The sequence below is a fragment of the Kitasatospora sp. NPDC002522 genome, from assembly GCF_053595195.1.
Genome location: NZ_JBSFXE010000001.1, coordinates 323,169 through 346,022 on the forward strand (window position 1 = coordinate 323,169; position 22,854 = coordinate 346,022).

The following is a 22,854-nucleotide window of genomic DNA, read 5'->3' on the forward strand; positions in this document are numbered from 1 at the left end:
GCTAGCGGCCGCCGAAGCCCTCGTCGGTGGAGACGACCTCGCGGCCGAGGGGCATCAGGGAGATGGGGATCATCTTGAGGTTCGCCCAGCCGAAGGGGATGCCGATGATGGAGAGGAAGAGCGGGATGCTGGTGACCAGGTGGGCGAGGGCGAGCCACCAGCCGGCGAAGACCAGCCAGATGACGTTGCCGACGCAGGAGGCGGCGCCGGCGTCGGGCTTCTCGACGGTGGTGCGGCCGAAGGGCCAGAGCATGAAGCCGGCCAGGCGGAACGCGGCGACGCCGAAGGGGATCGTGATGATCAGGATGAAGCAGATGATCCCGGCGATGGCGTAACCGATGGCCATCCAGAGTCCGCAGAAGAGCAGCCAGATGACGTTGAGTACGAAGTTGATCACCTTCATGGGTCCAGGCTCGCACATCGGGGGCGGATCGGGGACCGGGCGGAGCCCGGTTGTGGCAAGCGTGTGACGCGGGCGGGGCCGACGGGGTGCGAGGGACGGCGAAAGGCCCGTCCCGGGGCTTCCGGGGCGGGCCTTTCGCGGGTGGGAGGGGTCAGGTGAGGAGCTTGGCCTTCGCCTTCTGGTACTCCTCCTCGGTGAGCGCGCCGCTGTTCTTCATGTCCGCGAGCTTGGCCAGGTCGTCCACGTGGGACGCGGCGGCACCGCCGCCGGCGGGGGTGGCGGCGGTCTTGCGGATGTAGTCCTGGAACGCGGCGTCGGCCTGCTTGGCCTGGGTGATGTCGCGTTGGGTCATCGATCCGCCGCGGACGATCAGGTAGACCAGGACGCCGAGGAAGGGCAGCAGGATCACGAAGAACGTCCAGCCGGCCTTGCCCCAGCCGCCCATGTCGTCACTGCGGAAGATGTCCGTGATGATCTTGAAGAGCAGGAAGAACCAGAGGATCCAGAGGAACAGCTCCAGCATCGTCCAGAAGATGTTGAGCAGCGGATAGTTGTCCATGACGCTCCGATCCCGCACACGGTCCGACGAGTCGCCCCGGCGGCCGGATGGCGCAGGGGACGAAACGATTCGTATCACCATGAAACGGACATCGCATGCCAGGTGCGGCCACCGGGCGACCGGGGGGCTAGCTGGTCTCGATCTCGTTCTGCAGGCGGTCGAGCTCGGCGATGTCGGGGTGGTGCAGGTCGAAGGCCGGGGACTCGGAGCGGATCCGCGGCAGGGTGACGAAGTTGTGCCGGGGCGGCGGGCAGGAGGTGGCCCACTCCAGCGAGCGGCCGTAGCCCCACGGGTCGTCGACGCCGACCTTGGGCTGGTACTTGGCGGTGTGCCAGACGTTGTAGAGGAACGGCAGGGTGGACAGGCCGAGCAGGAACGAGCCGATGGTGGAGACGGTGTTGAGGGTGGTGAAGCCGTCCGAGGCGAGGTAGTCGGCGTAGCGGCGCGGCATGCCCTCGGCGCCCAGCCAGTGCTGGACCAGGAAGGTGGTGTGGAAGCCGACGAAGAGCGTCCAGAAGTGGACCCGGCCGAGGCGTTCGTCCAGCATCCTGCCGGTCATCTTGGGCCACCAGAAGTAGAAGCCGGCGAACATCGCGAAGACGACGGTGCCGAAGACCACGTAGTGGAAGTGGGCGACCACGAAGTACGAGTCGGAGACGTGGAAGTCCAGCGGCGGGGCGGCCAGGATGACGCCGGTGAGGCCGCCGAAGAGGAAGGTGACCAGGAAGCCGATCGACCAGAGCATCGGGGTCTCGAAGCTCAGCGAGCCCTGCCACATGGTGCCGATCCAGTTGAAGAACTTCACCCCGGTCGGGACGGCGATCAGGAAGGTCATGAAGGAGAAGAACGGCAGCAGCACCTGGCCGGTGACGAACATGTGGTGCGCCCAGACGGTGACCGACAGGCCGGTGATGGCGATGGTGGCGGCGATCAGGCCGGAGTAGCCGAAGGTCGGCTTGCGGCTGAAGACCGGGAAGATCTCGGTGACGATGCCGAAGAACGGCAGCGCGATGATGTACACCTCGGGGTGGCCGAAGAACCAGAACAGGTGCTGCCAGAGCATCGCGCCGCCGTTGGCCGGGTCGAAGACGTGCGCGCCGAACTTCCGGTCGGCCTCCAGGCAGAGCAGGGCGGCGGCCAGGACCGGGAAGGCCATCAGCACCAGGACCGAGGTGAGCAGGATGTTCCAGACGAAGATCGGCATCCGGAACATGGTCATCCCGGGCGCGCGCAGGCAGATGACCGTGGTGATGAAGTTGACCGAGCCGAGGATGGTGCCGAAGCCGGAGAAGGCCAGGCCCATGATCCACATGTCGGATCCGATGCCCGGCGAGTGCACCGCGCTGTTCAGCGGCGCGTAGGCGAACCAGCCGAAGTCGGCGGCGCCCTGCGGGGTGAGGAAGCCGCCGACGGCGATCAGCGAGCCGATCAGGTAGAGCCAGTAGGCGAAGGCGTTCAGCCGGGGGAAGGCGACGTCGGGGGCGCCGATCTGGAGCGGCATGAACCAGTTGGCGAAGCCCGCGAACAGCGGGGTGGCGAACATCAGCAGCATGATCGTGCCGTGCATGGTGAACGCCTGGTTGAACTGCTCGTTGGAGATCAACTGGGTCCCCGGCCGCGCCAGTTCGGCCCGCATCACCAGAGCCAGCACCCCGCCCACCAGGAAGAAGGCGAACGACGTCCCCATGTAGAGGGTGCCGATCTGCTTGTGATCGGTGGTGGTCAGCCAGACCACCAGCTTCCGGCCCCGGTACGGGCGGGAGGCGCGGCCGAAGCGGCGGCGCCGGCGGGGTGGCGCGGGCGGGCCGGACAGCCCCAGTTCGGCATCGCTCGGCAGCATCGTCACCGCACCGCACCTCCGGCCTCGGGTCTGGCAGTGCGTCAAGCACTACCAGTGCGGGCCGGGTGGGCCGGGGACGCTCGCCGCTGCGGTCGCCCACACGGGTCAGCGGCCGGCCAGGCGCTCCAGGCGGGCGATCCGCTCGCGCATCGGCGGGTGGGTGGAGAACAGCTTGGCGCCGACCTCGCCCGGGCGGAACGGGTTGGCGATCATCATGTGGCTGGCGGTCTGCAGCTGCGGCTCCGGCGGGAGCGGGAGGCGCTGGGTGCCGGACTCCAGCTTGCGCAGGGCGCTGGCCAGGGCGAGCGGGTCGCCGGTGATCCGGGCGCCGTCGGCGTCCGCCTGGTACTCGCGGGAACGGCTGACGGCCAGTTGGATCAGGCCCGCGGCGACCGGGCCGAGGATCATGATCAGCAGCAGCCCGACCAGGCCGGGGCCGTCGTCGTCGTCGCTGCGGCCGATCGGGATCAGCCAGGCGAAGTTGACCAGGAACATCACCACCGAGGCGAGCGCCCCGGCGACCGAGGAGATCAGGATGTCCCGGTTGTAGACGTGGCTGAGCTCGTGGCCGAGCACCCCGCGCAGCTCGCGCTCGTCCAGCAGCTGCAGGATGCCGTCGGTGCAGCAGACCGCGGCGTTGCGCGGGTTGCGGCCGGTGGCGAAGGCGTTCGGGGCGGGGGTGGGCGAGATGTACAGCCGGGGCATCGGCTGGCGGGCCGAGGTGGAGAGCTCGCGGACGATCCGGTACAGCTGCGGGGCCTCGATCTCGCTGACCGGGCGGGCCCGCATCGCGCGCAGCGCCAGCTTGTCGCTGTTCCAGTACGCGTAGGCGTTGGTGCCGACGGCCACCACCAGGGCGATCAGCAGGCCCGCCCGGCCGAAGAAGCTGCCGATCACCAGGATCAGCGCGGACAGTCCGCCGAGGAGGACGGCCGTCCGCAATCCGTTGTGGTGGCGGTGCACTGCGGGCCCTCCTGTGGTGCCTGTGGAGGCCCTCCGGCGGGCTCCCTCTGCCCGGATCAACGCCCCGAACTCGCGGGTTCGTTCCCCCGGGCACTCTCGCACAGGTCAGAACAGGCTGCCCGACACCACCTGAAGGACCAGTTGCGGAGCCACCGACAGCACGACCGCGCCGCAGGCCGCCAGGCCCAGCGCGGCGCTCAGCGAGGCCGGGGTGCGGCGCTGCTCGGGGGTCTCGGCGGCGGCCGGGGCGAACAGCAGCGCCGTCCACTTCAGGTAGTAGGCGAGCGCGATCACCACGTTCACCGCCATCACCACGGCCAGCCAGCCCAGGCCCGCGTCGACCGCGGCGCGGAACACCACGACCTTGCCGAACAGGCCGACCACGCCCGGCGGCAGGCCGGCCAGGCAGAGCAGGAAGAAGGCGAGGCCGTACGCCGCCCAGCGGTTGCGGGCGGCCAGGCCGCGGAAGTCGTCCAGCCGGCCCGAGCCACCGACCAGCGCGACCACGCCGAACGCGCCCAGGTTCACCAGGCCGTAGATCAGCGCGTACGCCACCGTCGCGCCCAGCGGCTCGGCGGAGTCGGCGTACCCGGCGGCGGCCAGCGGCACCAGCAGGTAGCCGGCCTGGCCGATCGAGGACCAGGCGAGCAGCCGCACCGCGCCGAACGCGGTGCCGGTGCGCTGGCGCAGCGCGGCGGCGTTGCCGACCGTCATGGTGAGCGCGGCGAGCACCGCCAGCACCAGGCCCCAGGTGTGGCCGTACGGGCGGAACGCCAGGGTGGTGACCAGGGCCAGGCCGGACAGGCCCGCCGCCTTGCCGACCACCGAGAGGTAGCCGGCCACCGGGAGCGGAGCGCCGACGTAGGTGTCGGGCACCCAGAAGTGGAACGGGACGGCGGCGGTCTTGAAGGCGAAGCCGACCAGGGTGAGCACCGCGCCGGCCTCGGCCAGCGGCTTCAGCTGGGCGGGGGCGTGCGCGAGGCCCTCGGCGACGCCCTGCAGCTGGAGGGTGCCGGCGGCGGCGTAGACGAAGCTGACGCCGAGCAGCATGACGGCGGTGGCGGTGACCGAGGACAGGAAGAACTTCAGCGCGCTCTCCGCGCCGCGGCCGTCCCGGCGCAGGGCGACCAGGGCGAAGGCGGGCAGCGAGGCCACCTCCAGGGCGATCACCAGGGTGGCGAGGTCGCGGGCGGCGGGCAGCAGGGCGGCGCCGCAGGCGGAGGAGAGCAGCAGGAACCAGTACTCGCCGCGGGGCAGCCGGTCGTCGTCGACGGTGTGCAGCGAGAGCAGCGCGGTGAGCAGCGCGCCGCCGAGGACGAGCAGTTGGAAGGCGAGCGCGAAGTGGTCGGCGGTGTAGGAGCAGCCGCCGCCGGGGCTCTTGAAGCAGAAGGTCGAGCGGGTGTCGCCGAGCACCAGTGGCAGCAGCATGGCCAGCGCGGCGAGCAGCCCGGTGACGGTCAGCCAGCCGAGCAGCCGCTTGCGGTCGTCGGGCAGGAACAGGTCGGCGACCAGCACGGCGAGGGCGGCGAGCGCGGCGATCAGCGGCGGGGCGATGGCGAGCCAGTCGACGGACTGGATCAGCCGGCCCGGGTCGGCGACGGCGAGCGAGGTCATGACGGGCTGCCCCAGGTCGTGAGTGGTGGTCATCAGCCGCCTCCGAGGAGGTGCTTGACGGCCGGGTCGGAGAGGCCGAGCAGCAGGGCCGGCCACAGGCCCGCGAGCAGGGTGAGCGCGGCGAGCGGCGTCCAGCTGGCGGCCTCGTAGCCCTTGATGTCCGGCAGGTCGGCGACCGGGGCGGGCTGCTTCGGGTCGCCCATGCAGACCCGCTTGACCACGATCAGCAGGTAGGCGGCGGTCAGCAGGGTGCCGAGGCCGGCCAGCACCATGTACGTCACGAAGGCGGGCCGGGACAGGCCCGCGGCCGGGTCGAAGGCGCCGTACATGGCGAGCAGTTCGCCCCAGAAGCCGGCCAGGCCGGGCAGGCCGAGGCTGGCGACGGCGGCGAACACCAGCAGCCCGCCGATCCGGGGCGCGCGGCCGTACAGGGCGGCGCCGGTGGTGCCGGACAGGGTGTCCAGGTCGGCGGTGCCGTAGCGGTCCTTGACGGCGCCGACCAGGAAGAACAGCAGGCCGGTGATCAGGCCGTGCGCGATGTTGGCGAACAGCGCGCCGTTCACTCCGGTCTGGGTGAGCGAGGCGATGCCGAGCAGCACGAAGCCCATGTGGCCGACCGAGGAGTACGCGATCAGCCGCTTCAGGTCACCCTTCGCGCCCTGCCGGGCCAGCGCCAGGCAGGCCAGCGAGCCGTAGACGATGCCGACGGCGGCGAACGCGCCGAGGTACGGGGCGTAGGTGGCGGTGCCGTCGGGGACGATCGGCAGCAGGACGCGGACCAGGCCGTAGGTGCCCATCTTGAGCATCACGCCGGCCAGCAGCACCGAGCCGGCGGTCGGCGCGGCGGTGTGCGCGTCGGGCAGCCAGGAGTGCAGCGGCCAGGCGGGGGCCTTCACGGCGAGGCCGACCAGGATGGCGAGCGCGGCGATCAGCTGGGTGGTGTGCGACAGGCCGGCGCCGTGCGCGTCGGCGAGCTTCACCATGTCGAAGGTGCCGGCCTTGACGCCGATCAGCAGGAAACCGAGCAGCATCACCGCGGAGCCGAGCAGGGTGTACAGGATGAACCGGTTGGCGGCCGCGACCTTCTGCCCGCTGCCCCAGCGGGCGATCAGGAAGTACATCGGGATCAGCACGATCTCGAAGGCCAGGAAGAACAGCAGCAGGTCGAGCACCGCGAAGGTGGCGAGCATGCCGGTCTCGAGCAGGAGCAGCAGCCCGGTGAAGCCCCGGCCTCCGGGGCCGTCGGGGAGCTTGCGCAGCGAGTACAGCGCGCACAGGAAGGTGAGCAGCGCGGTGAGCACCAGCAGCGGCAGCGAGATGCCGTCGGTGCCCAGGTGCAGGCGGACGTCCAGGGCCGGGATCCAGGCGACGTCGGTGACGGCCTGCATCCGGCTCGGGGCGTCGTGGTCGAAGCCGGCCGCCAGGGCGATCGCCAGCGCCAGGGTGGCGCCGGTGACGGCGGTGCCCAGGCGCAGCGCCTGCTTCTCGCCGATCGGGGCGAGGGTGGCGGCCGCGCCGAGCAGCGGCAGCACCAGGAGGGCGATGAGGACCGCGTTCATCGGGGGCTCCAAGGGCGTGCCGGGGACGGGAGCTGAAGGTGGGTCATGAGCCGACCGCCACCAGGACGGCGAGCAGGACGGCCCCGGCGAGCAGGGCGCTCAGGTAGCCCTGGGCGTTGCCGGTCTGGGCGAAGCGCACCGCCCGGCCGAGCCAGCCGGGGGCCGCGCCCGCGCCGCGGACGTAGGTCTCCACCACGGCCTTGTCCAGGAAGCGGACCAGCCGGGCGGCGGCCTCGGTGGGCCGGACGAACAGCAGGTGGTACAGCCGGTCGACGCCGAAGCCGTGCAGCGCGGGCCGGTAGAGCGGGCCGAGCAGGCGGGGCGCGGGGTCGGCCGGGAGGGTCTCGGCGGCCGGCGGCCCGGGCTGGCCGGGCACCAGCACCTGGCCGGCCGGCTGCTGCGCGGCCTGCCGCGAGGTGACGGTGCGCCAGGCGGCGTAGCTGATCAGGATGCCCGCGAGGGCGACGCCGGTGCCGATCACCGCGGTGGTGGTGGACGGGCGCAGCGACTCGCCGTCGAGCAGGGCGGGCAGCCAGTCGGTGCGCAGCCCGGCCAGGCCGAGGCCCATCGAGGGGACCGCCAGCACCCACAGCGGCCAGCGCATCGCGCCGGGCTCGGCCTTGGCGGGGTCGGCCTCGTCGATCTCCGGGGAGTACGGGGCGCCGGCCTGGTGGGTGCCCGCCGCGGCGGGGAGCGGCTTGCCGTGGAAGGCGACCAGCCACATCCGGGTGGCGTAGGCGCCGGTGAGCAGGGCGGTGAGCAGTCCGGCGCCGAGCACGATCGAGCCGGCCGCGGCCGGGACCGCGGAGGCCGGGCCGAGGCCGCCGGTGAGCGCCTCGCCGTTCGCGGCGTGCTCGGCGGCGGAGAGCACCGCCTCCTTGGAGAAGAAGCCGGCGAACGGCGGCAGGCCGATCAGGGCGATCAGGCCGATGCCCATCGTCCAGTAGGCGTCGGGGACGCGGTGGCGCAGGCCGTCGATCCGCGACATCACGCTGATCGAGTTGGTGTGCGCGGCGTGGATCACCACACCGGCGGCGAGGAACAGCAGCGCCTTGAACGCGCCGTGGGTGATCAGGTGGAAGACCGCGGCGTCGCGGTCGCCGGAGGCCAGCGCGCCGGCCATGTAGCCGAGCTGGCCGACCGTCGAGTAGGCGAGCACCCGCTTCAGGTCGTCCTGGGCCAGCGCGCACAGCGCCGAGCCGATCATGGTGATCGCGGCCATGATCGCGAGCACCAGCAGCGCGGTGGAGGACAGCAGGAAGACCGGCAGCAGCCGGGCGACCAGGTAGATGCCGGCCGCGACCATGGTGGCGGCGTGGATCAGCGCGGAGACCGGGGTCGGGCCGGCCATCGCGTCCGGCAGCCAGGTGTGCAGCGGGAACTGGGCGCTCTTGCCCGCGACGCCGCCCAGCAGCAGCAGCGCGATCAGCGTGGGGTGGCCGAGCCGGCCCTCGGCGGCGGCCTTCAGCACCTCGTCGATCCGGAAGCTGCCGGCGTCCGCGCCGAGCAGGAACAGGCCGAACAGGAACGGCACGTCGCCGAGCTTGGTGACCAGGAAGGCCTTCAGCGAGGCGCTGCGGGCGTCGGCGGTCTCCCAGTGGTGGCCGATCAGGAAGTACGAGCAGATGCCCATCACCTCCCAGCCGACCAGCAGCACGATCAGGTCGCCGGAGTAGACGACCAGGAACATCGCCGCGGTGAACAGCGAGACCAGCGCCGCGTACGAGGGGTAGCGCGGGTCGTCCTTCAGGTACGCGGTGGAGTAGACCTGCACGCAGGTGGCGACCAGGCCGACCAGCACCGAGATCAGCGAGGAGAAGCCGTCCAGGTGCAGGGCGAGCGAGATCTCCGGGCCGCCGGTGGGGGCCAGCCGGGTGGCGGCGTCCAGGGTGGCGCCGGTGCCCAGCTGAAGGGCCGTCACCAGGGCCAGCACGGCGGCCACCGCGACCGGCAGGACGGCCAGCGGGCGGGCCAGGCCCGGGTGGCGGCGTCCGGTGGCGAGGCCGGCGGCGGCGCCGAGCGCGGGCAGCGCCGGGACCAGGATCGGCAGGGCGAGGTTCATGCGGTGACCTGCGCCTTCTCGGTCTCGGCGGGCCGCTCGTCCGCGAGTTCGGCCTCGTGCCGGTCGCCGAGCGCGGTGATCCGGTCGACGTCGGCGGTGCGGCGGGTGCGGTAGACCAGCAGCACGACGGCCAGGCCGAGGCCGATCTCGGCGGCGGCGATGGTGATGGTGAACAGCGTGAGCGCCTGGCCGGCGTGCAGGGTGTCGCGCAGCCAGACGTCGAAGGCGACCAGGTTGAGGTTGACGGCGTTCAGCATCAGCTCGACCGACATCAGCACCAGGATGACGTTGCGCCGGGCGAGCACGCCGTAGACGCCGACGCTGAACAGCAGCGCGGCGAGGACTGCGGGGTAGGCGAGATGCACTCTCAGCGCTCCTTGCGGGACAGCACGATCGCGCCGACCAGGGCGGCGAGCAGCAGCACCGAGAGCGCCTCGAACGGCAGCACCCAGTGCGAGAACAGGTACTCACCGGTCAGCCGGGTGGTGCCGGCCGCGCCGGACAGGTCGATCCAGGACGAGCGGAAGGCGTCCACCACCAGGGTGACCAGGGTCGCGGCGGAGGCCAGGCCGACCGCCAGCGCGGCCGGGCGGTTGCCGGAGTCGGCGTCCGGGGAGCGGCCGATCGGGGCGCGGGTGAGCATCAGCCCGAACAGCACCAGCACCACCACCGAGCCCAGGTACACCAGCACCTGCACCCAGGCCACGAACTCGGCCGTCAGCAGCAGGAACTCCACCGCCAGGCCGCCGAGCGCGACCACCAGCCAGAGCGCGGCGTGCACCAGCTGACGGGTGGTCACCGAGACCACCGCGGCGCCGAGCACGAGCACCCCGACCAGCAGGAAGACGACCTCCTGCCCGGTCGGCGAGAGGTACGAGCGCGCCGCGGGCTCCAGCGAGCCGGCCGCGGCCAGCAGGGTGCTCAACTCTCCCCACCCTCCTGCTCCTGGGCCGCCGCGGCGGCGGCGAGCTTGTCGGCCGCCTTGCGGGCCATGGCGATCTCCTTGGGCTCCTCCGCCGCACCGTCGTGCGCGGGCGGCGCGGGGACGGTCCACATCCACTCGCGCAGCCGGTCCCGCTCGTGGGTGAGCTCGCGGATGTCGGTCTCCGCGTACTCGAACTCCGGGGACCAGAACAGCGCGTCGAACGGGCAGACCTCGATGCAGATCCCGCAGTACATGCACAGCGAGAAGTCGATCGCGAAGCGGTCCAGCACGTTGCGGGTGCGGGCCCGGGCGTTCGGGTCGGCGGCGGGCAGCGTCTCCTTGTGGGAGTCGATGTAGATGCACCAGTCCGGGCACTCGCGGGCGCACAGCATGCAGACCGTGCAGTTCTCCTCCAGCAGCCCGATCACCCCGCGGGAGCGGGGCGGCAGCGCGGGCTGCACGTCGGGGTACTGCGCGGTGACGGTCCTGCGGGTCATCGTGCGCATGGTGACGGCCAGGCCCTTGGCCAGGCCGCTGCCGGGAATCTTCATCAGGAGATCGCCACCTTGATGATGCCGGTGAGGGCGAGCTGGGCCAGGGCGAGCGGGATCAGCACCGTCCAGGCGAAACGCATCAGCTGGTCCTCGCGCAGCCGCGGGTAGGTGACCCGCAGCCAGAGCACCACGAAGGCCAGCGCCAGGGTCTTCAGCAGCGTCCACAGCCAGCCGAGGCCGTCGGAGAACGGGCCGTGCCAGCCGCCGAGGAAGAGCACCGAGGTCAGCGCGCAGATCACCACGATGCCCGCGTACTCGGCGAGCAGGAAGAGCGCGAACCGCAGGCCGGTGTACTCGGTGTACGCGCCGAAGATGATCTCCGAGTCGGCCACCGGCATGTCGAACGGCGGGCGCTGCAGCTCGGCCAGGCCCGCGGTGAAGAACACGAACGCGCCGATCAGCTGCCACGGGATCCACCACCAGTGGAAGGCGTCCACGATCCCCGGCAGCGACACCGTCCCGGCCGCCATCGCCACCGACGCGGCGGCCAGCAGCATCGGCAGCTCGTACGACATCAGCTGCGCGGCGGAGCGCAGCGCGCCCAGCAGCGAGAACTTGTTGGCCGACGCCCAGCCCGCCATCAGCGAGCCGAGCACGCCGATGCCCATCACCGCGAGCACGAAGAAGATGCCCGCGTCGATCGCCTGCCCGACGAAGCCGTTCGGCCCGACCGGGATCGCCAGCAGCACCAGCAGGTACGGCAGCAGCGCCACCGCCGGGGCGGCCTGGAAGATCCGCCGGTCGGCACCGGCCGGGACGACGTCCTCCTTCTGCGCGAACTTCACGCCGTCGGCGACCAGCTGCGCCCAGCCGTGGAAGCCGCCCGCGTACATCGGGCCGAGCCGGCCCTGCATGTGCGCCATCACCTTGTGCTCGGTCTGCCCGACCACCAGCGGCAGCACCAGGAACACCGCCAGCGTCCCGACGCAGCGCAGCAGCGTGTCGATGAGGTTCACGCGCTGTCTCCGTTCCGGTCGGTGGGCTGGTCGGGTTCGCTGTCGGGCTGCGACGGCTCGCGCTGCGGCTGCTCGGGCTGCGGCTGCTCGGGCTCGGGCCGCTGCTCGGGCTCGGCCTCCGGCGCGGGGACGGCGTCAGGTTTCGCCGCGGGCGCGGGCGCGGCCTCGGGCACCGCCTCCGATCCGGGCTTCTCGTCGTACGCCGGGACCGGCGCGTGCCACGGGGCGTCGCTCGACCGGCGCGGGGCGGGCTCGGGCGCGGTGCCGGGCGTCGCCGGGGTGTCGGGCGCCTGGCTGACCGAGCCCTCGCCGACACTGCGGGTGCGGCGCGGACGGTCGGCGCGGACCGGCGGGGTGTCGCCCTCGGCCGGTGCGGCCTGGGTGGCGGAGCCCTCGCCGACGCTGCGGGTACGGCGCGGACGGTCGACCCCGGCGGCCGCTCCGGCCCGGGCGGCCCGGGCGGGGCGTTCGGCGACCGGCGGGAGGGTGCCCTTGAGCGGGCCCCACTCGTTCGGGTCGGGGACGCCGGCCGGCTGCATCTTGCGCCGGGCCGGGCCGCCGTGGTCGGCGGACTCGCCGGGCTCCTTGGCGCCCGGCCAGTCCTTGGCGACCCGGGCGGCCAGCACGAAGTCCTTGCGCAGCGGGTGGCCCTCGAAGCCGTCCGGCAGCAGCAGGGCGATCAGGTGCGGGTGTCCGGCGAAGTCGATGCCGAACATCTCGTGGGTCTCGCGCTCGTGCCAGGCGGCGCCCGCGTACACGCCCGTGGCGGTGGGCAGCACGGCCCCCTCGCGCGGCACCCGGGTGCGCAGCAGCAGCCGGCGCACCTCGCCGGGCCGGCCGACGGCGGCGAGGTGGGCGCAGACCGCGAAGCCCTCGGCGAGGTCGTCGACGGCGCTCAGCCAGTCCAGGAAGGCGAGGCCGAGCCCGTCGCGGGCGGCGGTGAGCGCCTCGATCCAGTGCTCGGCGGGCACGTCGACGGTGAGCAGCTGGTACGCCTCGGCACCGCTCGCCCAGGGCCCGATCGCGGCGGCGGTGCGCTCGGCCGCCGTGGGCTCGGCGGGAGTTGACGGCTCGTCGGGCGTCGGGGCGTCCGGGGTGTCGGTCACTGGCCCTCCCCCGGGACGGTCGGCGCGGGCGGCGCGGCCTGCAACGGGCGGCGCAGTGCGGCGTCGGGTGCGGCGTAGCGCTGCGGGACGTCCTCGGCGGCGATCTTCTCCTGCAGCTTGAGGATGCCCTGCAGCAGCGCCTCGGGCCGGGGCGGGCAGCCGGGCACGTAGACGTCGACCGGGATGATCTGGTCGACGCCCTTGGTGACCGAGTACGAGTCCCAGTACGGGCCGCCGGAGTTGGAGCAGGCGCCGAAGGAGATCACGTACTTGGGCTCCGGCATCTGCTCGTAGAGCCGCTTGACGGCGGGCGCCATCTTGTCGGTGACGGTGCCGGAGACGATCATCAGGTCGGCCTGGCGCGGGCCGGGCGCGAACGGGATGACGCCCATTCGGATGAAGTCGTGCTTGGCCATCGACGCGGCGATGAACTCGATCGCGCAGCAGGCCAGGCCGAAGTTGAAGCACCAGAGGCTGTACCGGCGGCCCCAGTTGAGCACCACCTTGACCGGGTCCGGGGCCAGCCGGGCGAGCGGGCCGAGGCGCCGCTGCTCGACCGCGGCGCCGGGGTGGGCCGGGTCGGGGATGCCGAGCGGGACGGGGCCGGAGCCCGGCGTCCCGTGCGAATGCGTCACGTCCATTCCAGAACGCCCTTCTTCCAGGCGTAGAGCAGCCCGACCGCGAGGAAGCCGATGAAGACGAACATCTCCACCAGCGTGGTCGCGCCGTATCCCGCCGCCGCGAAGACCGTGGCCCACGGGAACAGGTAGATCGCGTCGACCGCGAAGATCACGTACAGGAAGGCGTAGACGTAGTACCGGACCTGGGTGTGGGCCCAGCCCTCACCGACCGGGTCGACGCCGCACTCGTAGGTGAGCAGCTTCTCCGGGGTGTGGACGACCGGCCGCAGCAGGCGGTTGGCGGTGAAGGCCACCGCGACGAAGAGGACGCCGATGACCGTCAGCAGGCCGACGGCCGCGTAGGCGTCGAAGTAGCCGCTGCCGACGGCGGGGTCGGCAGCGAGCGGCTGCCCCTCCATGCGTTCGCCCTTCTTCTTTGCCAGTCAATGACCATCGCTAACGCGCGAGTCTATGTGCACCGTCCGTTTACCCCTTCACCCGCCCGCCCTGCAAGACGGTCCACCACCGGGGGTGGGGTTAACCCCCGGGAGAAGACGGCATCCAGCACCATGGCGCCGCCGGGGCCGCTCCCGGGATGCTGGTGATCGACACCAGCCGGGCGAGAGTGAGGAGAGTGCGCCGCGCATGGGAGAGGAGCCGAAGCGCCCGTCGCTGTACGGGCCGCAGATGTGGCGGCAGGTCGGGCACGGGCTGCTGAACCTGCCGGTCGCACTGGCCGGGTTCGTGTTCACCACCGTGATGCTCACGGTCGGCCTGGGCCTGGCGGTGACGGTGGTCGGGCTGCCGCTGCTGGCCTTCGGGCTGGCCGGCTGCCGCTGGTTCGGGGCGGTCGCCCGGGCCCGCGCCCGCACCGACCTCGGCAGCCGGGTGGGCGAGCCGGTGCCGGTGGAGCCGTCCCGCGCCGGTCTCGGCGGCCGGGTCACCGCGGCGTTGACGGACTCGCTGAGCTGGCGCTCGGCGCTGTACTGCGTGGTACTGCTGCCGTGGGGCGTGCTGACCTTCGCGGTGACGCTGGCGGTGCTGATCGTCGGCTGGCCGGTGCTGCCGTTCGTGATGCGGGCGATGGCCTGGGCGTCCCGGATGCTGGTGGAGAGCCTGCTCTCGCCGAGCGCGCTGTCCGAGCGGGTGCGCGAACTGGAGGACGACCGCGGCGCGGTGGTCGACACCGCCGCGGCCGACCTGCGCCGGATCGAGCGCGACCTGCACGACGGCGCGCAGGCCCGGCTGGTGGCGCTGGCGATGGACCTCGGCCTGGCCAAGGAGAAGCTGTCCGAGGACCCGGAGGCCGCCCGGCACATGGTGGACGCGGCGCACGGCGAGGTGAAGCTCGCCCTGCAGGAGCTGCGCGACCTGGCCCGCGGCATCCACCCGGCGGTGCTCACCGACCGCGGACTGGACGCCGCGCTCTCCTCGGTGGCGGCCCGCTGCACCGTCCCCGGCGGGGTCCGGGTGCACGTCGAGCTGGGCGGCGACCGCCCGGACTCCGCGGTCGAGGGGATCGCCTACTTCACCGTCAGCGAGCTGCTCACCAACGCCTCCAAGCACTCCGGCGCCCGGACCGCCTCGGTGGACCTCTGGCGCCAGGAGGACCGGCTGATGCTGATGGTGCAGGACGACGGCAAGGGCGGCGCCACGGTCCGCCCGGGCGGCGGCCTGGCCGGGCTGGCCGAGCGGGTCGAGTCGGTGGACGGCGTCTTCGTGGTGGACAGCCCCGCCGGCGGCCCCACCTCGGTCACGGTCGAGCTGCCCTGGCGCACCCGCGCCGGCGCCCGCTCCTGACCGACGGCCGGCATGGGCGGGCCCGGAGTGCCGCTTCCCTTGCGCGGTACGGCACTCCGGGCCCGGGTTCGGCGGTGCCAAGGCTTGTCTGACAAGCCCTAGAGCGTCCCGAGGGTGACCTGTGCGGTCTGGTTCTGGCCGCCGCGCTGGTAGCCGACGGTGACCTTGTCGCCGGGGCTGAGCGAGGCCAGTGCGGTGGTCAGCGTGGCGGGCGAGGTGATCTGGGTGTCGTTGATCTTGGTGATCACGTCGCCCGCCTGCAGCCCGGCGGAGGCCGCCGGGCCACCCGAGGTGACCGAGACGATCACCGCCCCGGCCGGCTGGTAGTTGGCGTCGAAGTACGGACGGACCGTCACCCCGAGCGCGGCCCGGCCGGAGTTGGTGACCTTGCCGTCCTTGATCAGCTGGTTGGCGATGCCGGTGACGGTCACCGCCGGGATGGCGAAGCCGATGCCGGGCGCGGCCGAGCCGTTCAGCTCCTGGTCGACGGCGGCCAGCGTGTTGATGCCGATCACCTGGCTGGAGAGGTTGACCAGCGCGCCGCCGCTGTTGCCCGGGTTGATCGCGGCCGAGGTCTGCACCATGTTGCCGATGGTGGCGCCCGGCGAGGTGGCGTTCTTCGGCTCGCTGACGGTCCGTCCGGTGGCCGAGACGATGCCCTGGGTGACCGAGCTGGACAGCCCCAGCGGGCTGCCCATGGCCAGCGTGATCTGCCCGACCTCCACCTTGGAGCTGTCACCGAAGACGGCCGGCTTCAGCCCGCTCGGCGGACTGCTCAGCTTGATCACCGCGAGGTCGGAGTCCGGGTAGGAGCCGACCAGGGTGGCGTCCAGCGGCGTGGTGCTGTTGGCCAGCGTGACGGTGAAGGTCTGCGCGCTGCCGATCACGTGCGCGTTGGTGACGATGTCGCCCTTGTCGTCGAAGACGATCCCCGAGCCGAGGCTGTCCCCCGCGGTGATCTGCACCACCGACGGCAGCACCTGCCCGATCACCCGCTGGTAGTCGTCCTGCAGCTGGTTGCTGCTGGACGGCGTGGCCGCCGCGGAGGCCGGACCGGTGGCCGCCGTCGAGCTGGAGGAACTGGAGCCGGAGCTGGAACAACCGGTGACGAGCAGTCCGGCCGCGGCCAGCAGCGCCATCGGGCCGAGCCACAGCTTGGGCCCGGTGGGCCGGGGCCCGGCCGGGATCGGGCGGGTCGGTTCCTTCTTCGGGCGCACGGCGGCCACCTCCGGTCGCTGGACAGGACTTTGTCAGCATTTCACCGTTATGTCCGGTTGCCCTTGGAGACACACCCAAGTTCGTCCCGGCGACGTCGGACTAGGATCGCGGCATGACCTGGTTGATCACCGGCGGGGCCGGATACATCGGCGGACATGTGGTGCGCGAGCTGGCCGGGGCCGGCGAGCCGGTCGTCGTCCTGGACGACCTGAGCAGCGGATCCGCGGACCGCCTGCCGGCCGGCGTCCCGCTGGTGGTCGGCTCCACCCTCGACCGCCCGCTGCTGGACAAGGTGATCGCCGAGCACGGCGTCACCGGCATCCTGCACATCGCCGCCAAGAAGCAGGTCGGCGAGTCGGTGGCCGAGCCGCTGCGCTACTACCAGGAGAACGTCGAGGGCCTGCGCCTGGTCCTGGAGGCCGCCGTCGCGGGCGGGGTGCGGCGCATCCTGCTCTCCTCCTCCGCCGCGGTCTACGGCATGCCGGACGTCGACCTGGTCACCGAGTCCACCCCGTGCGCGCCGATCAACCCGTACGGCGAGTCCAAGCTGATCGGCGAGTGGCTGCTGAACGCCTCCGCCACCGCGTACGGGATGTCGACCGTGGCGCTGCGCTACTTCAACGTGGCGGGCGCGGCCACGCCGGAGCTGTCCGACGAGGGCGTCACCAACCTGGTCCCGATGGTCTTCGAGCGGCTGACGGCCGGTCAGCCGCCGCGGATCTTCGGCGCCGACTACCCGACCCCGGACGGCACCTGCATCCGCGACTTCATCCACGTCTCGGACATCGCCTCCGCGCACCTGGCGGCGGTCCGTCGGCTGAACGCGGCGGGCGAGGACGAGCAGGTCAACCTGGTGCTGAACATCGGCCGCGGCGAGGGCGTCTCGGTGCGCGAGATGCTCGCCGAGATCGCCGAGGTCACCGGCCTCGACCTGGCCCCCGAGGTCACCCCCCGCCGCCCCGGCGACCCCGCCCGGGTGGTCGCCGCCGCCGACCTGATCCACCGCGAGCTCGGCTGGACCGCCCGCTACGACGTCCGCGAGATGGTCACCTCCGCGTGGGCCGGCTGGCAGCACCGGCACCCGTAACTACCAGGGGAAGGTGCAACACCCAGGGGCTCGGGGGGGGCGGGAGGTACCCCCGGAGCCCCTGGTGGTTACGGCACCGCCGTGCCGTAGAACGCGTCGAGCGCGTAGACGCAGCGGTCCTTGGAGCCGACGAAGACCCGGCCGCCGACGGCGACCGGGGAGCCGGTCAGTTCGCCCTTGGTGCCGAGTTCCCAGCGCAGCCGGCCGGTGGCGAGCTCCAGGGTGTGCAGCGAGTGGTCGCGGCTGCCGAGGTGGACCAGGCCGTCGGCGACGGCCGGGGAGCCGACCAGTTCGCCGCGGGTGGCGTAGCGCCAGCGTTCCCGGCCGGTGGCCGCGTCGAACGCGAACAGGGTGTCGCCCGAGCCGAGCAGCACCGCGCCGTCGGCGACCACGGCGGGCTCGGCGCCCTGTCTGGCGGCCGTGGCGGCCCGCCAGCGGCCCTGCCCGGTGACGGCGTCCAGCGCGTACAGGGTGCCGAGGTAGTCGGCGACGTACACCGCCGCGCCGTCCACCGCGGGCGGGGTGAACAGCACCACCGGCGCGTCGAAGCGCCAGCGCTCGGCACCGGTCGCCGCGTCCAGCGCGTACACCCGCTGACCCGCCGTCACGTACAGCACCCCGCCGCGCTCCACCGGCCGGGACGGCACGTCGCCGCCGACCGGCACCGCCCAGCGCACCCCGCCGCCGCGCGGGTCGACGCAGTGCAGCCGCCCGCCGCCCTGGTAGTACGCGGCACCGCCGACCAGCGCCGGGCCGGACTGCGGGTTCTCGTACTCCTGCTGGGCGTCCTCGGCGCGCCACAGCTCGGCGCCGCTGGCGGCCGAGCGCAGCTGCACCCCGCCGCCGCGGATGCCGCAGCAGAGCACGCCGTCGGCGGCGTCCAGCGAGTACACCCAGCCGTCCAGCGAGCTGCGCCAGCGCTCGGTGCCGTCGGCGACGTCGACGGTGTAGAGGTGCGGGCCGTCGGCGGCGTGCACCCGGCCGTTGTCGACGGCCAGCGCCCAGGCCACGTCGTGGGTCTTGTAGCGGCGCTGCCCGGAGGCGATGTCGAGGGCGTGCACCTCGAAGCTGGAGACGAACAGGGTGCCGTCGGCGACCACGGGGGTGCCCCACACGTCGTTGGACATCCGGAACCGCCAGGGCCGCCAGCGGGCGGCCGGCGGCGCCGCGGGGGCGCTGGTCCGGCGGACCCAGTCGGTGCCGGCCGGCGCGAGGGAGGGCGCGGACGGCTCGACCCGGGGCCCGGGCCCTATCGGCACCTGGGTCCCGGGCAGCCGCACCTCGCCGCCGGGGCGGCCGGGCGGCGGTTGGTGCGGGCGCATCCGCTCGGTGGCCACCTCGGCGACGGCGGAGCCGGGCCCGCCGACCGGGGCGGCCTGCGACGGCGGCGGCTCGGGCGGTGCGAGCGGCTGCGGCGGCACCGCGGGCGCCGCGGCGGGCGGGCGGCGGCTGGAGCGCTTGGCCTCGATCAGGTCCAGCGCGACCGGCGGCAGCCAGTCCCCCGCCTCGCCGGAGGCGTCCGCCCGGGAGAACAGGTGCGGCGCCAGCTCGGCCTGGATCTGAGCGGGCGTCGGACGGTGCTCGGGCGCGGGCCGCATGCAGGCCCGCACCAGGTCCACCAGGTCCACCGGCAGTCCGGACAGGTCGGGTTGGTCGCGCAGCAGCTGGAAGACCGTCTCCACCGGGTTGGAGCCGCGGTACGGCGGGTGCCCGGTGGCGCAGAACACCACCAGCGAGCCGAGCGAGAAGACGTCGCTGGCACCGGTGACGCTGCGGCTGTCCCGGGCCTGCTCGGGCGACATGTAGGCGGGGGTGCCGACCGCGACGTTGGTCATGGTGAGCCGGGTGGTGGAGACCCCGGCGGCGATCCCGAAGTCGATCACCCGCGGCCCGTCCTCGACCACCAGCACGTTGGACGGCTTGAGGTCACGGTGCACCAGGCCCGCGGCGTGGATGGACTGCAGGGCCTCCGCGATGCCGGCGGTCAGCCAGCGCACCGCGCCCACCGGCAGCGGCCCGCAGCCGGTGACCAGGTCCTCCAACGAGGGCGCGGGCACGTACGCGGTGGCCAGCCACGGGACCGCGGCGTCGGCGTCCGCGTCCACCACGGCGGCGGTGTAGAAGCCGCCGACCGTCTTGGCCGCGGCGATCTCACGGGCGAAGCGGACCCGGAACAGGTTGTCCTCGGCGAGCTCGCTGCGCACGGTCTTGATGGCCACCCGGCGCCCGGAGGCCGACCGGGCCAGGTAGACCAGGCCCATCCCGCCCGCGCCGAGCCGGGCGAGCACCTCGAAGGGCCCGATCCGCCTCGGATCGTGCGCCGTCAGCTGGTCCACTCCGCAGCCACCTCCCCTGTCCGCCAGCGCCCCCCGGCGGTGGCGCGCCCACGATTCTCCATTGCCCACCGCCCGGGAGCCAATCTCCCCCGCCCGTGACACGCCCCTCAGCCTCGGCCGCCGGGTCGCTCCGCCGCCCGGAAGGACCGCGGAAGCTGACTTGTCGTCACGCTGTGGGGTCATCAGTGCACGGGGGGGCAACAACACACGCTGAAAAACCGTCGTTTCCCCCCTCGGGCGGACTAATAGTCGCATCACCGAATCGCGCCAAGATCTTGTGGCGGTAAGCTGACGGCATGACAGGACAAGTTCGCACCGTCGACGGTCGCGTCGCCGGGCGGCGCGGACAGGAGACGCGGCAGAAGCTGCTCGACTGCCTCCGCGAGATGCTCAGCACGTCGCCGTACCGGGACGTCAAGGTCATCGACGTCGCCCGTATGGCGGGTACCTCCCCCGCGACCTTCTACCAGTACTTCCCGGATGTCGAGGGCGCAGTCCTTGAGATCGCCGAGGAAATGGCCGAGGACAGCGGCGGGCTCAAAGAGCTCGTCGATGGAAAGTCCTGGGCGGGAAAGACCGGGTTCACCACTTCGGAAGATCTGGTGGACGGATTCCTCGCCTTCTGGCGCAAGAATGACGCCATTCTCCGAGTGGTCACACTCGGTGCCGCGGAAGGGGACAAGCGGTTCTTCAAGATCCGCATGAAGGTCCTCAACTCGGTGGCGGCGCCGCTCACCGAGGCGGTCCGCAACAACCAGGGCAAGACCGACAAGTCGGTCGATCCGTCGGCGATCGCCGGCTCCCTGGTCTCGTTGCTGGCCTCCGCGGCGGAGCACTCGAAGGCGTTCACCTCGTGGGGCGTGAAGGTCAAGGACCTCAAGCCCAACCTGGCGCTCCAGGTGTACCTCGGAGTCACCGGAAAGAAGCCGCCGAAGTAACAGCCGCAGAGCTCAGTCCACCTGGCGTGCGAACCCCGGTTTCCTGTCCGGGGTGTGGCGGACGGCGGCCGTGTCCTCGGGGGAGGTTCGCCGACGTACCGTAGTGCGCCACCCATCTACGGACGCAAGGGGCGGTCGGGAGAGATTCTCCCGACCGCCCCTTCGTCGTGTCCGGCGCCCCGTCGGGGCCGGCCCGGTGTCCCGGGTGCCCGGTCAGGGGCAGCGCACCACCTGGCCGGCGTAGGCCAGGCCGCCGCCGAAGCCGAAGAGCAGCACGGGGTCGCCGCTGGCGAGCTCGCCGCGCGCGACCAGTTTGGAGAGGGCGAGCGGGATGGAGGCGGCGGAGGTGTTGCCGGAGTCGACCACGTCGCGGGCGACCACCGCGTCCTCGGGCAGGCCGAGCTTGCCGGCGATGGCGTCGATGATCCGCAGGTTGGCCTGGTGGGCGACGAAGCCGCGCAGCTGGGACGGGTCGAGGCCGGCCCTCTCGCAGGCCTGGCGGGCCAGCGGGGCGATCTGCGTGGTGGCCCAGCGGAAGACGGTCTGGCCCTGCTGGCTGATGACGGGCTGCCAGCCGCTGATCGCGACGGCGTCGCCCTTCTCCGGCTCGGAGCCCCACACCACCGGGCCGATGCCTGACTGCTCGTCCGGAACCGCCTCGACCACCGCGGCTCCCGCGCCGTCGCCGAAGATCACGCAGGTGGTCCGGTCGGTCCAGTCGATGATGTCGGACATCCGCTCCACCCCGATCACCAGCGCGCGGGTGGCGGCGCCGGCCCGGATCGCGTGGTCGGCGGTGGCCAGCGCGTAGGAGAAGCCGGAGCAGGCGGTGTTCAACTCGTACGCGGCGGGGGTGGGGATGCCGAGCCGGGCGGCGACCGCGGCGGCGGTGCTGGGGCTGCGTTCCACGGCGGTGCAGGTGGCGACCGCGACCAGGTCGATCTGGTCGGCGGAGAACCCGCTGGCGGCCAGCGCCTTCTGGGCGGCCTCGGTGGCGAGGTCGACCAGGGTCTCGGACTCGGCGATGTGCCTGGTGCGGATGCCGACCCGGGTGCGGATCCACTCGTCGTCGGTGTCGACCAGCTTCGCCAACTCGTCGTTGGTGAGGATCTTGGGTGGCTGGTAGTGGCCGAGCGACACGATGCGGGAGGCGGTCATACAGCCACTCAACCGGGTTACCGGTGAGTCGGGCGGTAACACTCTGGCACAGGATCGGGTGCCGGATGCTGTAGGGGCCTCACAACTCGGCGCTGGTCAGGCGGCCAGTGCGGGGGCGTCACCCATGACGATCATCGGATGCATCGCCGGGTCGAGGGTCTTCAGCAGCTCGACGATGTGGTCCTCGGTCAGCGAGATGCAGCCGTGGGTGGGGCCGCCGTGGTCGAGGTGCAGCCAGATGCCGCCGCCCTTGGCGGCGCCCATCGGGAAGCCGGTGTCGAGCGGCGAGGTGCCGGCGACCCGGTTGTAGTTGATCGCGATGACGTAGTCGAAGGAGCCCGCCAGCGGCTCGTTGTTGAAGCCGCGCCCGGACATCTGGAAGGCGTTGTCGCGGTCGTACGGGAGCTTGGCACCGGGGTCGGCCTTGCGGCCGCCGGCGTCGGTGAGCGCGAACAGGCCGATCGGGCTGCGCAGGTCGTTGGCCTTGTGGTCGGCGGTCCAGCCCTTGTACGCGTTGTGCGCGGGCCAGGCCTGGCCGGCCTGCCAGCTGCCGTCGTCGCCGCGGGTCCAGAGCGTGACGGTGGAGTCGGAGGAGTCCTTGTCCTTGCCGCTGGCGACCAGCAGCTGGCGGGTCTCGGCGGGGATCTGGGCGGTCCAGGTGGGGCCGAGACCGGGAATCGCGGTGATCTTGTCGCGGCTGGAGCGGTCCGCGGCCGGGGCGTCGGTGTGCGCTTCGGCGGCCTGCATCGGGACCACCTGCTCGCCGGGCTCGCGGTCCGGGGCGGCGCTGGCGGTCTGCGGGAAGGTCCGGCCCGGGCCGATCGTGAACCAGCCGGCGGCCAGCGCCAGCAGCGTCGCGGTGCCGACGGTGAACTTGCGGGTCCGGCGCGGCTTCGGCTTGCGACGGCGGCCCGCGGCACGGCCCTGGGGCTGCTCGGCCCCGTTCCGGGTGCTCGGCGCGGCGGCCGGGACCCCGCTCCGGGTGCTCGGCGCGGCGGCCGAACGGCGGTGCGAGGCGGCGCGATGGGAACCGGACATGCGGTCGATCCTCCCAGACCCGGAGACCGGTGCGGAACCCGGGACGTGTGATGAGCCTGTGAGCATACGCGGCCGGAAACGTTTCTTCACCGCCGCCGCAGGCCCTCGGTGGTGCGGC

Annotated in this window: 21 protein-coding genes; 3 read left to right on the forward strand and 18 right to left on the reverse strand. The window is 72.7% G+C overall.

The window, feature by feature from the left end:
• Nucleotide 1: 1 nt before the first annotated feature.
• The 14 genes from ACWD4U_RS01485 to ACWD4U_RS01550 all read right to left on the reverse strand — a co-directional run bounded on the left by ACWD4U_RS01485 (nt 2) and on the right by ACWD4U_RS01550 (nt 13,580).
• Nucleotides 2–403 carry a YccF domain-containing protein gene (locus ACWD4U_RS01485; RefSeq protein WP_363451173.1) on the reverse strand — a complete coding sequence of 134 codons (402 nt, stop codon included), beginning with the start codon at nt 401–403 and terminating at the stop codon, nt 2–4.
• 151 nt (nt 404–554) lie between these two features.
• Nucleotides 555–962 carry an SHOCT domain-containing protein gene (locus tag ACWD4U_RS01490; protein WP_363451175.1) on the reverse strand — a complete coding sequence of 136 codons (408 nt, stop codon included), beginning with the start codon at nt 960–962 and terminating at the stop codon, nt 555–557.
• 127 nt (nt 963–1,089) lie between these two features.
• Nucleotides 1,090–2,802 carry an aa3-type cytochrome oxidase subunit I gene (ctaD, locus tag ACWD4U_RS01495; RefSeq protein ID WP_363451412.1) on the reverse strand — a complete coding sequence of 571 codons (1,713 nt, stop codon included), beginning with the start codon at nt 2,800–2,802 and terminating at the stop codon, nt 1,090–1,092.
• Nucleotides 2,803–2,907: 105 nt separating this feature from the next.
• A complete protein-coding gene (gene htpX / locus ACWD4U_RS01500) occupies nt 2,908–3,765 on the reverse strand; it encodes a zinc metalloprotease HtpX (RefSeq protein WP_363451177.1) in 858 nt (285 codons plus the stop codon).
• A gap of 105 nt (nt 3,766–3,870) precedes the next feature.
• Complete coding sequence (locus ACWD4U_RS01505) at nt 3,871–5,379, reverse strand: NADH-quinone oxidoreductase subunit N (protein ID WP_363451414.1); 1,509 nt, start codon at nt 5,377–5,379, stop codon at nt 3,871–3,873.
• A gap of 32 nt (nt 5,380–5,411) precedes the next feature.
• Nucleotides 5,412–6,938, reverse strand: a complete 1,527-nt coding sequence (locus ACWD4U_RS01510; protein ID WP_363451179.1) for a complex I subunit 4 family protein — start codon at nt 6,936–6,938, stop codon at nt 5,412–5,414.
• A 43-nt stretch (nt 6,939–6,981) separates the two neighbouring features.
• On the reverse strand, nt 6,982–9,000 hold the full coding sequence (locus ACWD4U_RS01515) for an NADH-quinone oxidoreductase subunit 5 family protein (RefSeq protein ID WP_363451181.1): 2,019 nt from the start codon (nt 8,998–9,000) through the stop codon (nt 6,982–6,984).
• Nucleotides 8,997–9,365 (reverse strand): NADH-quinone oxidoreductase subunit NuoK, encoded by a 369-nt coding sequence (gene nuoK / locus ACWD4U_RS01520; RefSeq protein WP_363451183.1) that lies wholly within the window; start codon nt 9,363–9,365, stop codon nt 8,997–8,999. Before nuoK ends, ACWD4U_RS01515 begins: the two co-directional genes overlap by 4 nt.
• Before the next feature lie 2 nt (nt 9,366–9,367).
• On the reverse strand, nt 9,368–9,913 hold the full coding sequence (locus ACWD4U_RS01525) for an NADH-quinone oxidoreductase subunit J family protein (RefSeq protein ID WP_363451416.1): 546 nt from the start codon (nt 9,911–9,913) through the stop codon (nt 9,368–9,370).
• Nucleotides 9,914–9,921: 8 nt separating this feature from the next.
• Nucleotides 9,922–10,479 (reverse strand): NuoI/complex I 23 kDa subunit family protein, encoded by a 558-nt coding sequence (locus ACWD4U_RS01530; RefSeq protein ID WP_363451418.1) that lies wholly within the window; start codon nt 10,477–10,479, stop codon nt 9,922–9,924.
• On the reverse strand, nt 10,476–11,435 hold the full coding sequence (nuoH, locus tag ACWD4U_RS01535; protein ID WP_363451185.1) for an NADH-quinone oxidoreductase subunit NuoH: 960 nt from the start codon (nt 11,433–11,435) through the stop codon (nt 10,476–10,478). The genes ACWD4U_RS01530 and nuoH overlap by 4 nt, the downstream gene beginning before the upstream one ends.
• On the reverse strand, nt 11,432–12,541 hold the full coding sequence (locus tag ACWD4U_RS01540; RefSeq protein WP_449787062.1) for an NADH-quinone oxidoreductase subunit C: 1,110 nt from the start codon (nt 12,539–12,541) through the stop codon (nt 11,432–11,434). Before ACWD4U_RS01540 ends, nuoH begins: the two co-directional genes overlap by 4 nt.
• Complete coding sequence (locus ACWD4U_RS01545; protein WP_363451187.1) at nt 12,538–13,182, reverse strand: NADH-quinone oxidoreductase subunit B; 645 nt, start codon at nt 13,180–13,182, stop codon at nt 12,538–12,540. Before ACWD4U_RS01545 ends, ACWD4U_RS01540 begins: the two co-directional genes overlap by 4 nt.
• Nucleotides 13,173–13,580, reverse strand: a complete 408-nt coding sequence (locus ACWD4U_RS01550) for an NADH-quinone oxidoreductase subunit A (RefSeq protein ID WP_363451189.1) — start codon at nt 13,578–13,580, stop codon at nt 13,173–13,175. The genes ACWD4U_RS01545 and ACWD4U_RS01550 overlap by 10 nt, the downstream gene beginning before the upstream one ends.
• A gap of 226 nt (nt 13,581–13,806) precedes the next feature.
• On the opposite strand from ACWD4U_RS01550, the gene ACWD4U_RS01555 reads away from it, so the two are divergent.
• Nucleotides 13,807–14,961 (forward strand): sensor histidine kinase, encoded by a 1,155-nt coding sequence (locus tag ACWD4U_RS01555; protein ID WP_363451191.1) that lies wholly within the window; start codon nt 13,807–13,809, stop codon nt 14,959–14,961.
• A gap of 98 nt (nt 14,962–15,059) precedes the next feature.
• On the opposite strand, the gene ACWD4U_RS01560 is transcribed toward ACWD4U_RS01555, so the two are convergent.
• On the reverse strand, nt 15,060–16,100 hold the full coding sequence (locus ACWD4U_RS01560; protein ID WP_363451422.1) for a S1C family serine protease: 1,041 nt from the start codon (nt 16,098–16,100) through the stop codon (nt 15,060–15,062).
• A gap of 191 nt (nt 16,101–16,291) precedes the next feature.
• On the opposite strand from ACWD4U_RS01560, the gene galE reads away from it, so the two are divergent.
• Complete coding sequence (gene galE / locus ACWD4U_RS01565; RefSeq protein ID WP_363451194.1) at nt 16,292–17,266, forward strand: UDP-glucose 4-epimerase GalE; 975 nt, start codon at nt 16,292–16,294, stop codon at nt 17,264–17,266.
• 68 nt (nt 17,267–17,334) lie between these two features.
• On the opposite strand, the gene ACWD4U_RS01570 is transcribed toward galE, so the two are convergent.
• Nucleotides 17,335–19,602: a serine/threonine-protein kinase gene (locus ACWD4U_RS01570; protein ID WP_363451196.1), complete on the reverse strand. Its 2,268-nt coding sequence runs from the start codon at nt 19,600–19,602 to the stop codon at nt 17,335–17,337.
• Between the two features lie 296 nt (nt 19,603–19,898).
• Between ACWD4U_RS01570 and ACWD4U_RS01575 the strand changes: the two genes are divergently transcribed.
• Complete coding sequence (locus ACWD4U_RS01575; protein WP_363451198.1) at nt 19,899–20,540, forward strand: TetR family transcriptional regulator; 642 nt, start codon at nt 19,899–19,901, stop codon at nt 20,538–20,540.
• Between the two features lie 213 nt (nt 20,541–20,753).
• Here ACWD4U_RS01575 and ACWD4U_RS01580 read toward each other — a convergent pair whose 3' ends face one another.
• Together ACWD4U_RS01580 and ACWD4U_RS01585 are read right to left on the reverse strand one after the other, a co-directional pair.
• Complete coding sequence (locus tag ACWD4U_RS01580; protein WP_363451201.1) at nt 20,754–21,698, reverse strand: beta-ketoacyl-ACP synthase III; 945 nt, start codon at nt 21,696–21,698, stop codon at nt 20,754–20,756.
• A gap of 96 nt (nt 21,699–21,794) precedes the next feature.
• Nucleotides 21,795–22,736, reverse strand: a complete 942-nt coding sequence (locus tag ACWD4U_RS01585) for a L,D-transpeptidase family protein (RefSeq protein ID WP_363451203.1) — start codon at nt 22,734–22,736, stop codon at nt 21,795–21,797.
• Between the last annotated feature and the right edge of the window lie 118 nt (nt 22,737–22,854).

Bases quoted from the DNA above. Each gene is read 5' to 3' on its own strand.
- ACWD4U_RS01485 (WP_363451173.1), bottom strand. From the start codon at position 403: ATGAAGGTGATCAACTTCGTACTCAACGTCATCTGGCTGCTCTTCTGC.
- ACWD4U_RS01490 (WP_363451175.1), bottom strand. From the start codon at position 962: ATGGACAACTATCCGCTGCTCAACATCTTCTGGACGATGCTGGAGCTG.
- ctaD (WP_363451412.1), bottom strand. From the start codon at position 2,802: ATGCTGCCGAGCGATGCCGAACTGGGGCTGTCCGGCCCGCCCGCGCCA.
- ACWD4U_RS01505 (WP_363451414.1), bottom strand. From the start codon at position 5,379: ATGACCTCGCTCGCCGTCGCCGACCCGGGCCGGCTGATCCAGTCCGTC.
- ACWD4U_RS01510 (WP_363451179.1), bottom strand. From the start codon at position 6,938: ATGAACGCGGTCCTCATCGCCCTCCTGGTGCTGCCGCTGCTCGGCGCG.
- ACWD4U_RS01515 (WP_363451181.1), bottom strand. From the start codon at position 9,000: ATGAACCTCGCCCTGCCGATCCTGGTCCCGGCGCTGCCCGCGCTCGGC.
- ACWD4U_RS01545 (WP_363451187.1), bottom strand. From the start codon at position 13,182: ATGGACGTGACGCATTCGCACGGGACGCCGGGCTCCGGCCCCGTCCCG.
- ACWD4U_RS01550 (WP_363451189.1), bottom strand. From the start codon at position 13,580: ATGGAGGGGCAGCCGCTCGCTGCCGACCCCGCCGTCGGCAGCGGCTAC.
- ACWD4U_RS01555 (WP_363451191.1), top strand. From the start codon at position 13,807: ATGGGAGAGGAGCCGAAGCGCCCGTCGCTGTACGGGCCGCAGATGTGG.
- ACWD4U_RS01560 (WP_363451422.1), bottom strand. From the start codon at position 16,100: ATGGCGCTGCTGGCCGCGGCCGGACTGCTCGTCACCGGTTGTTCCAGC.
- galE (WP_363451194.1), top strand. From the start codon at position 16,292: ATGACCTGGTTGATCACCGGCGGGGCCGGATACATCGGCGGACATGTG.
- ACWD4U_RS01575 (WP_363451198.1), top strand. From the start codon at position 19,899: ATGACAGGACAAGTTCGCACCGTCGACGGTCGCGTCGCCGGGCGGCGC.
- ACWD4U_RS01580 (WP_363451201.1), bottom strand. From the start codon at position 21,698: ATGACCGCCTCCCGCATCGTGTCGCTCGGCCACTACCAGCCACCCAAG.
- ACWD4U_RS01585 (WP_363451203.1), bottom strand. From the start codon at position 22,736: ATGTCCGGTTCCCATCGCGCCGCCTCGCACCGCCGTTCGGCCGCCGCG.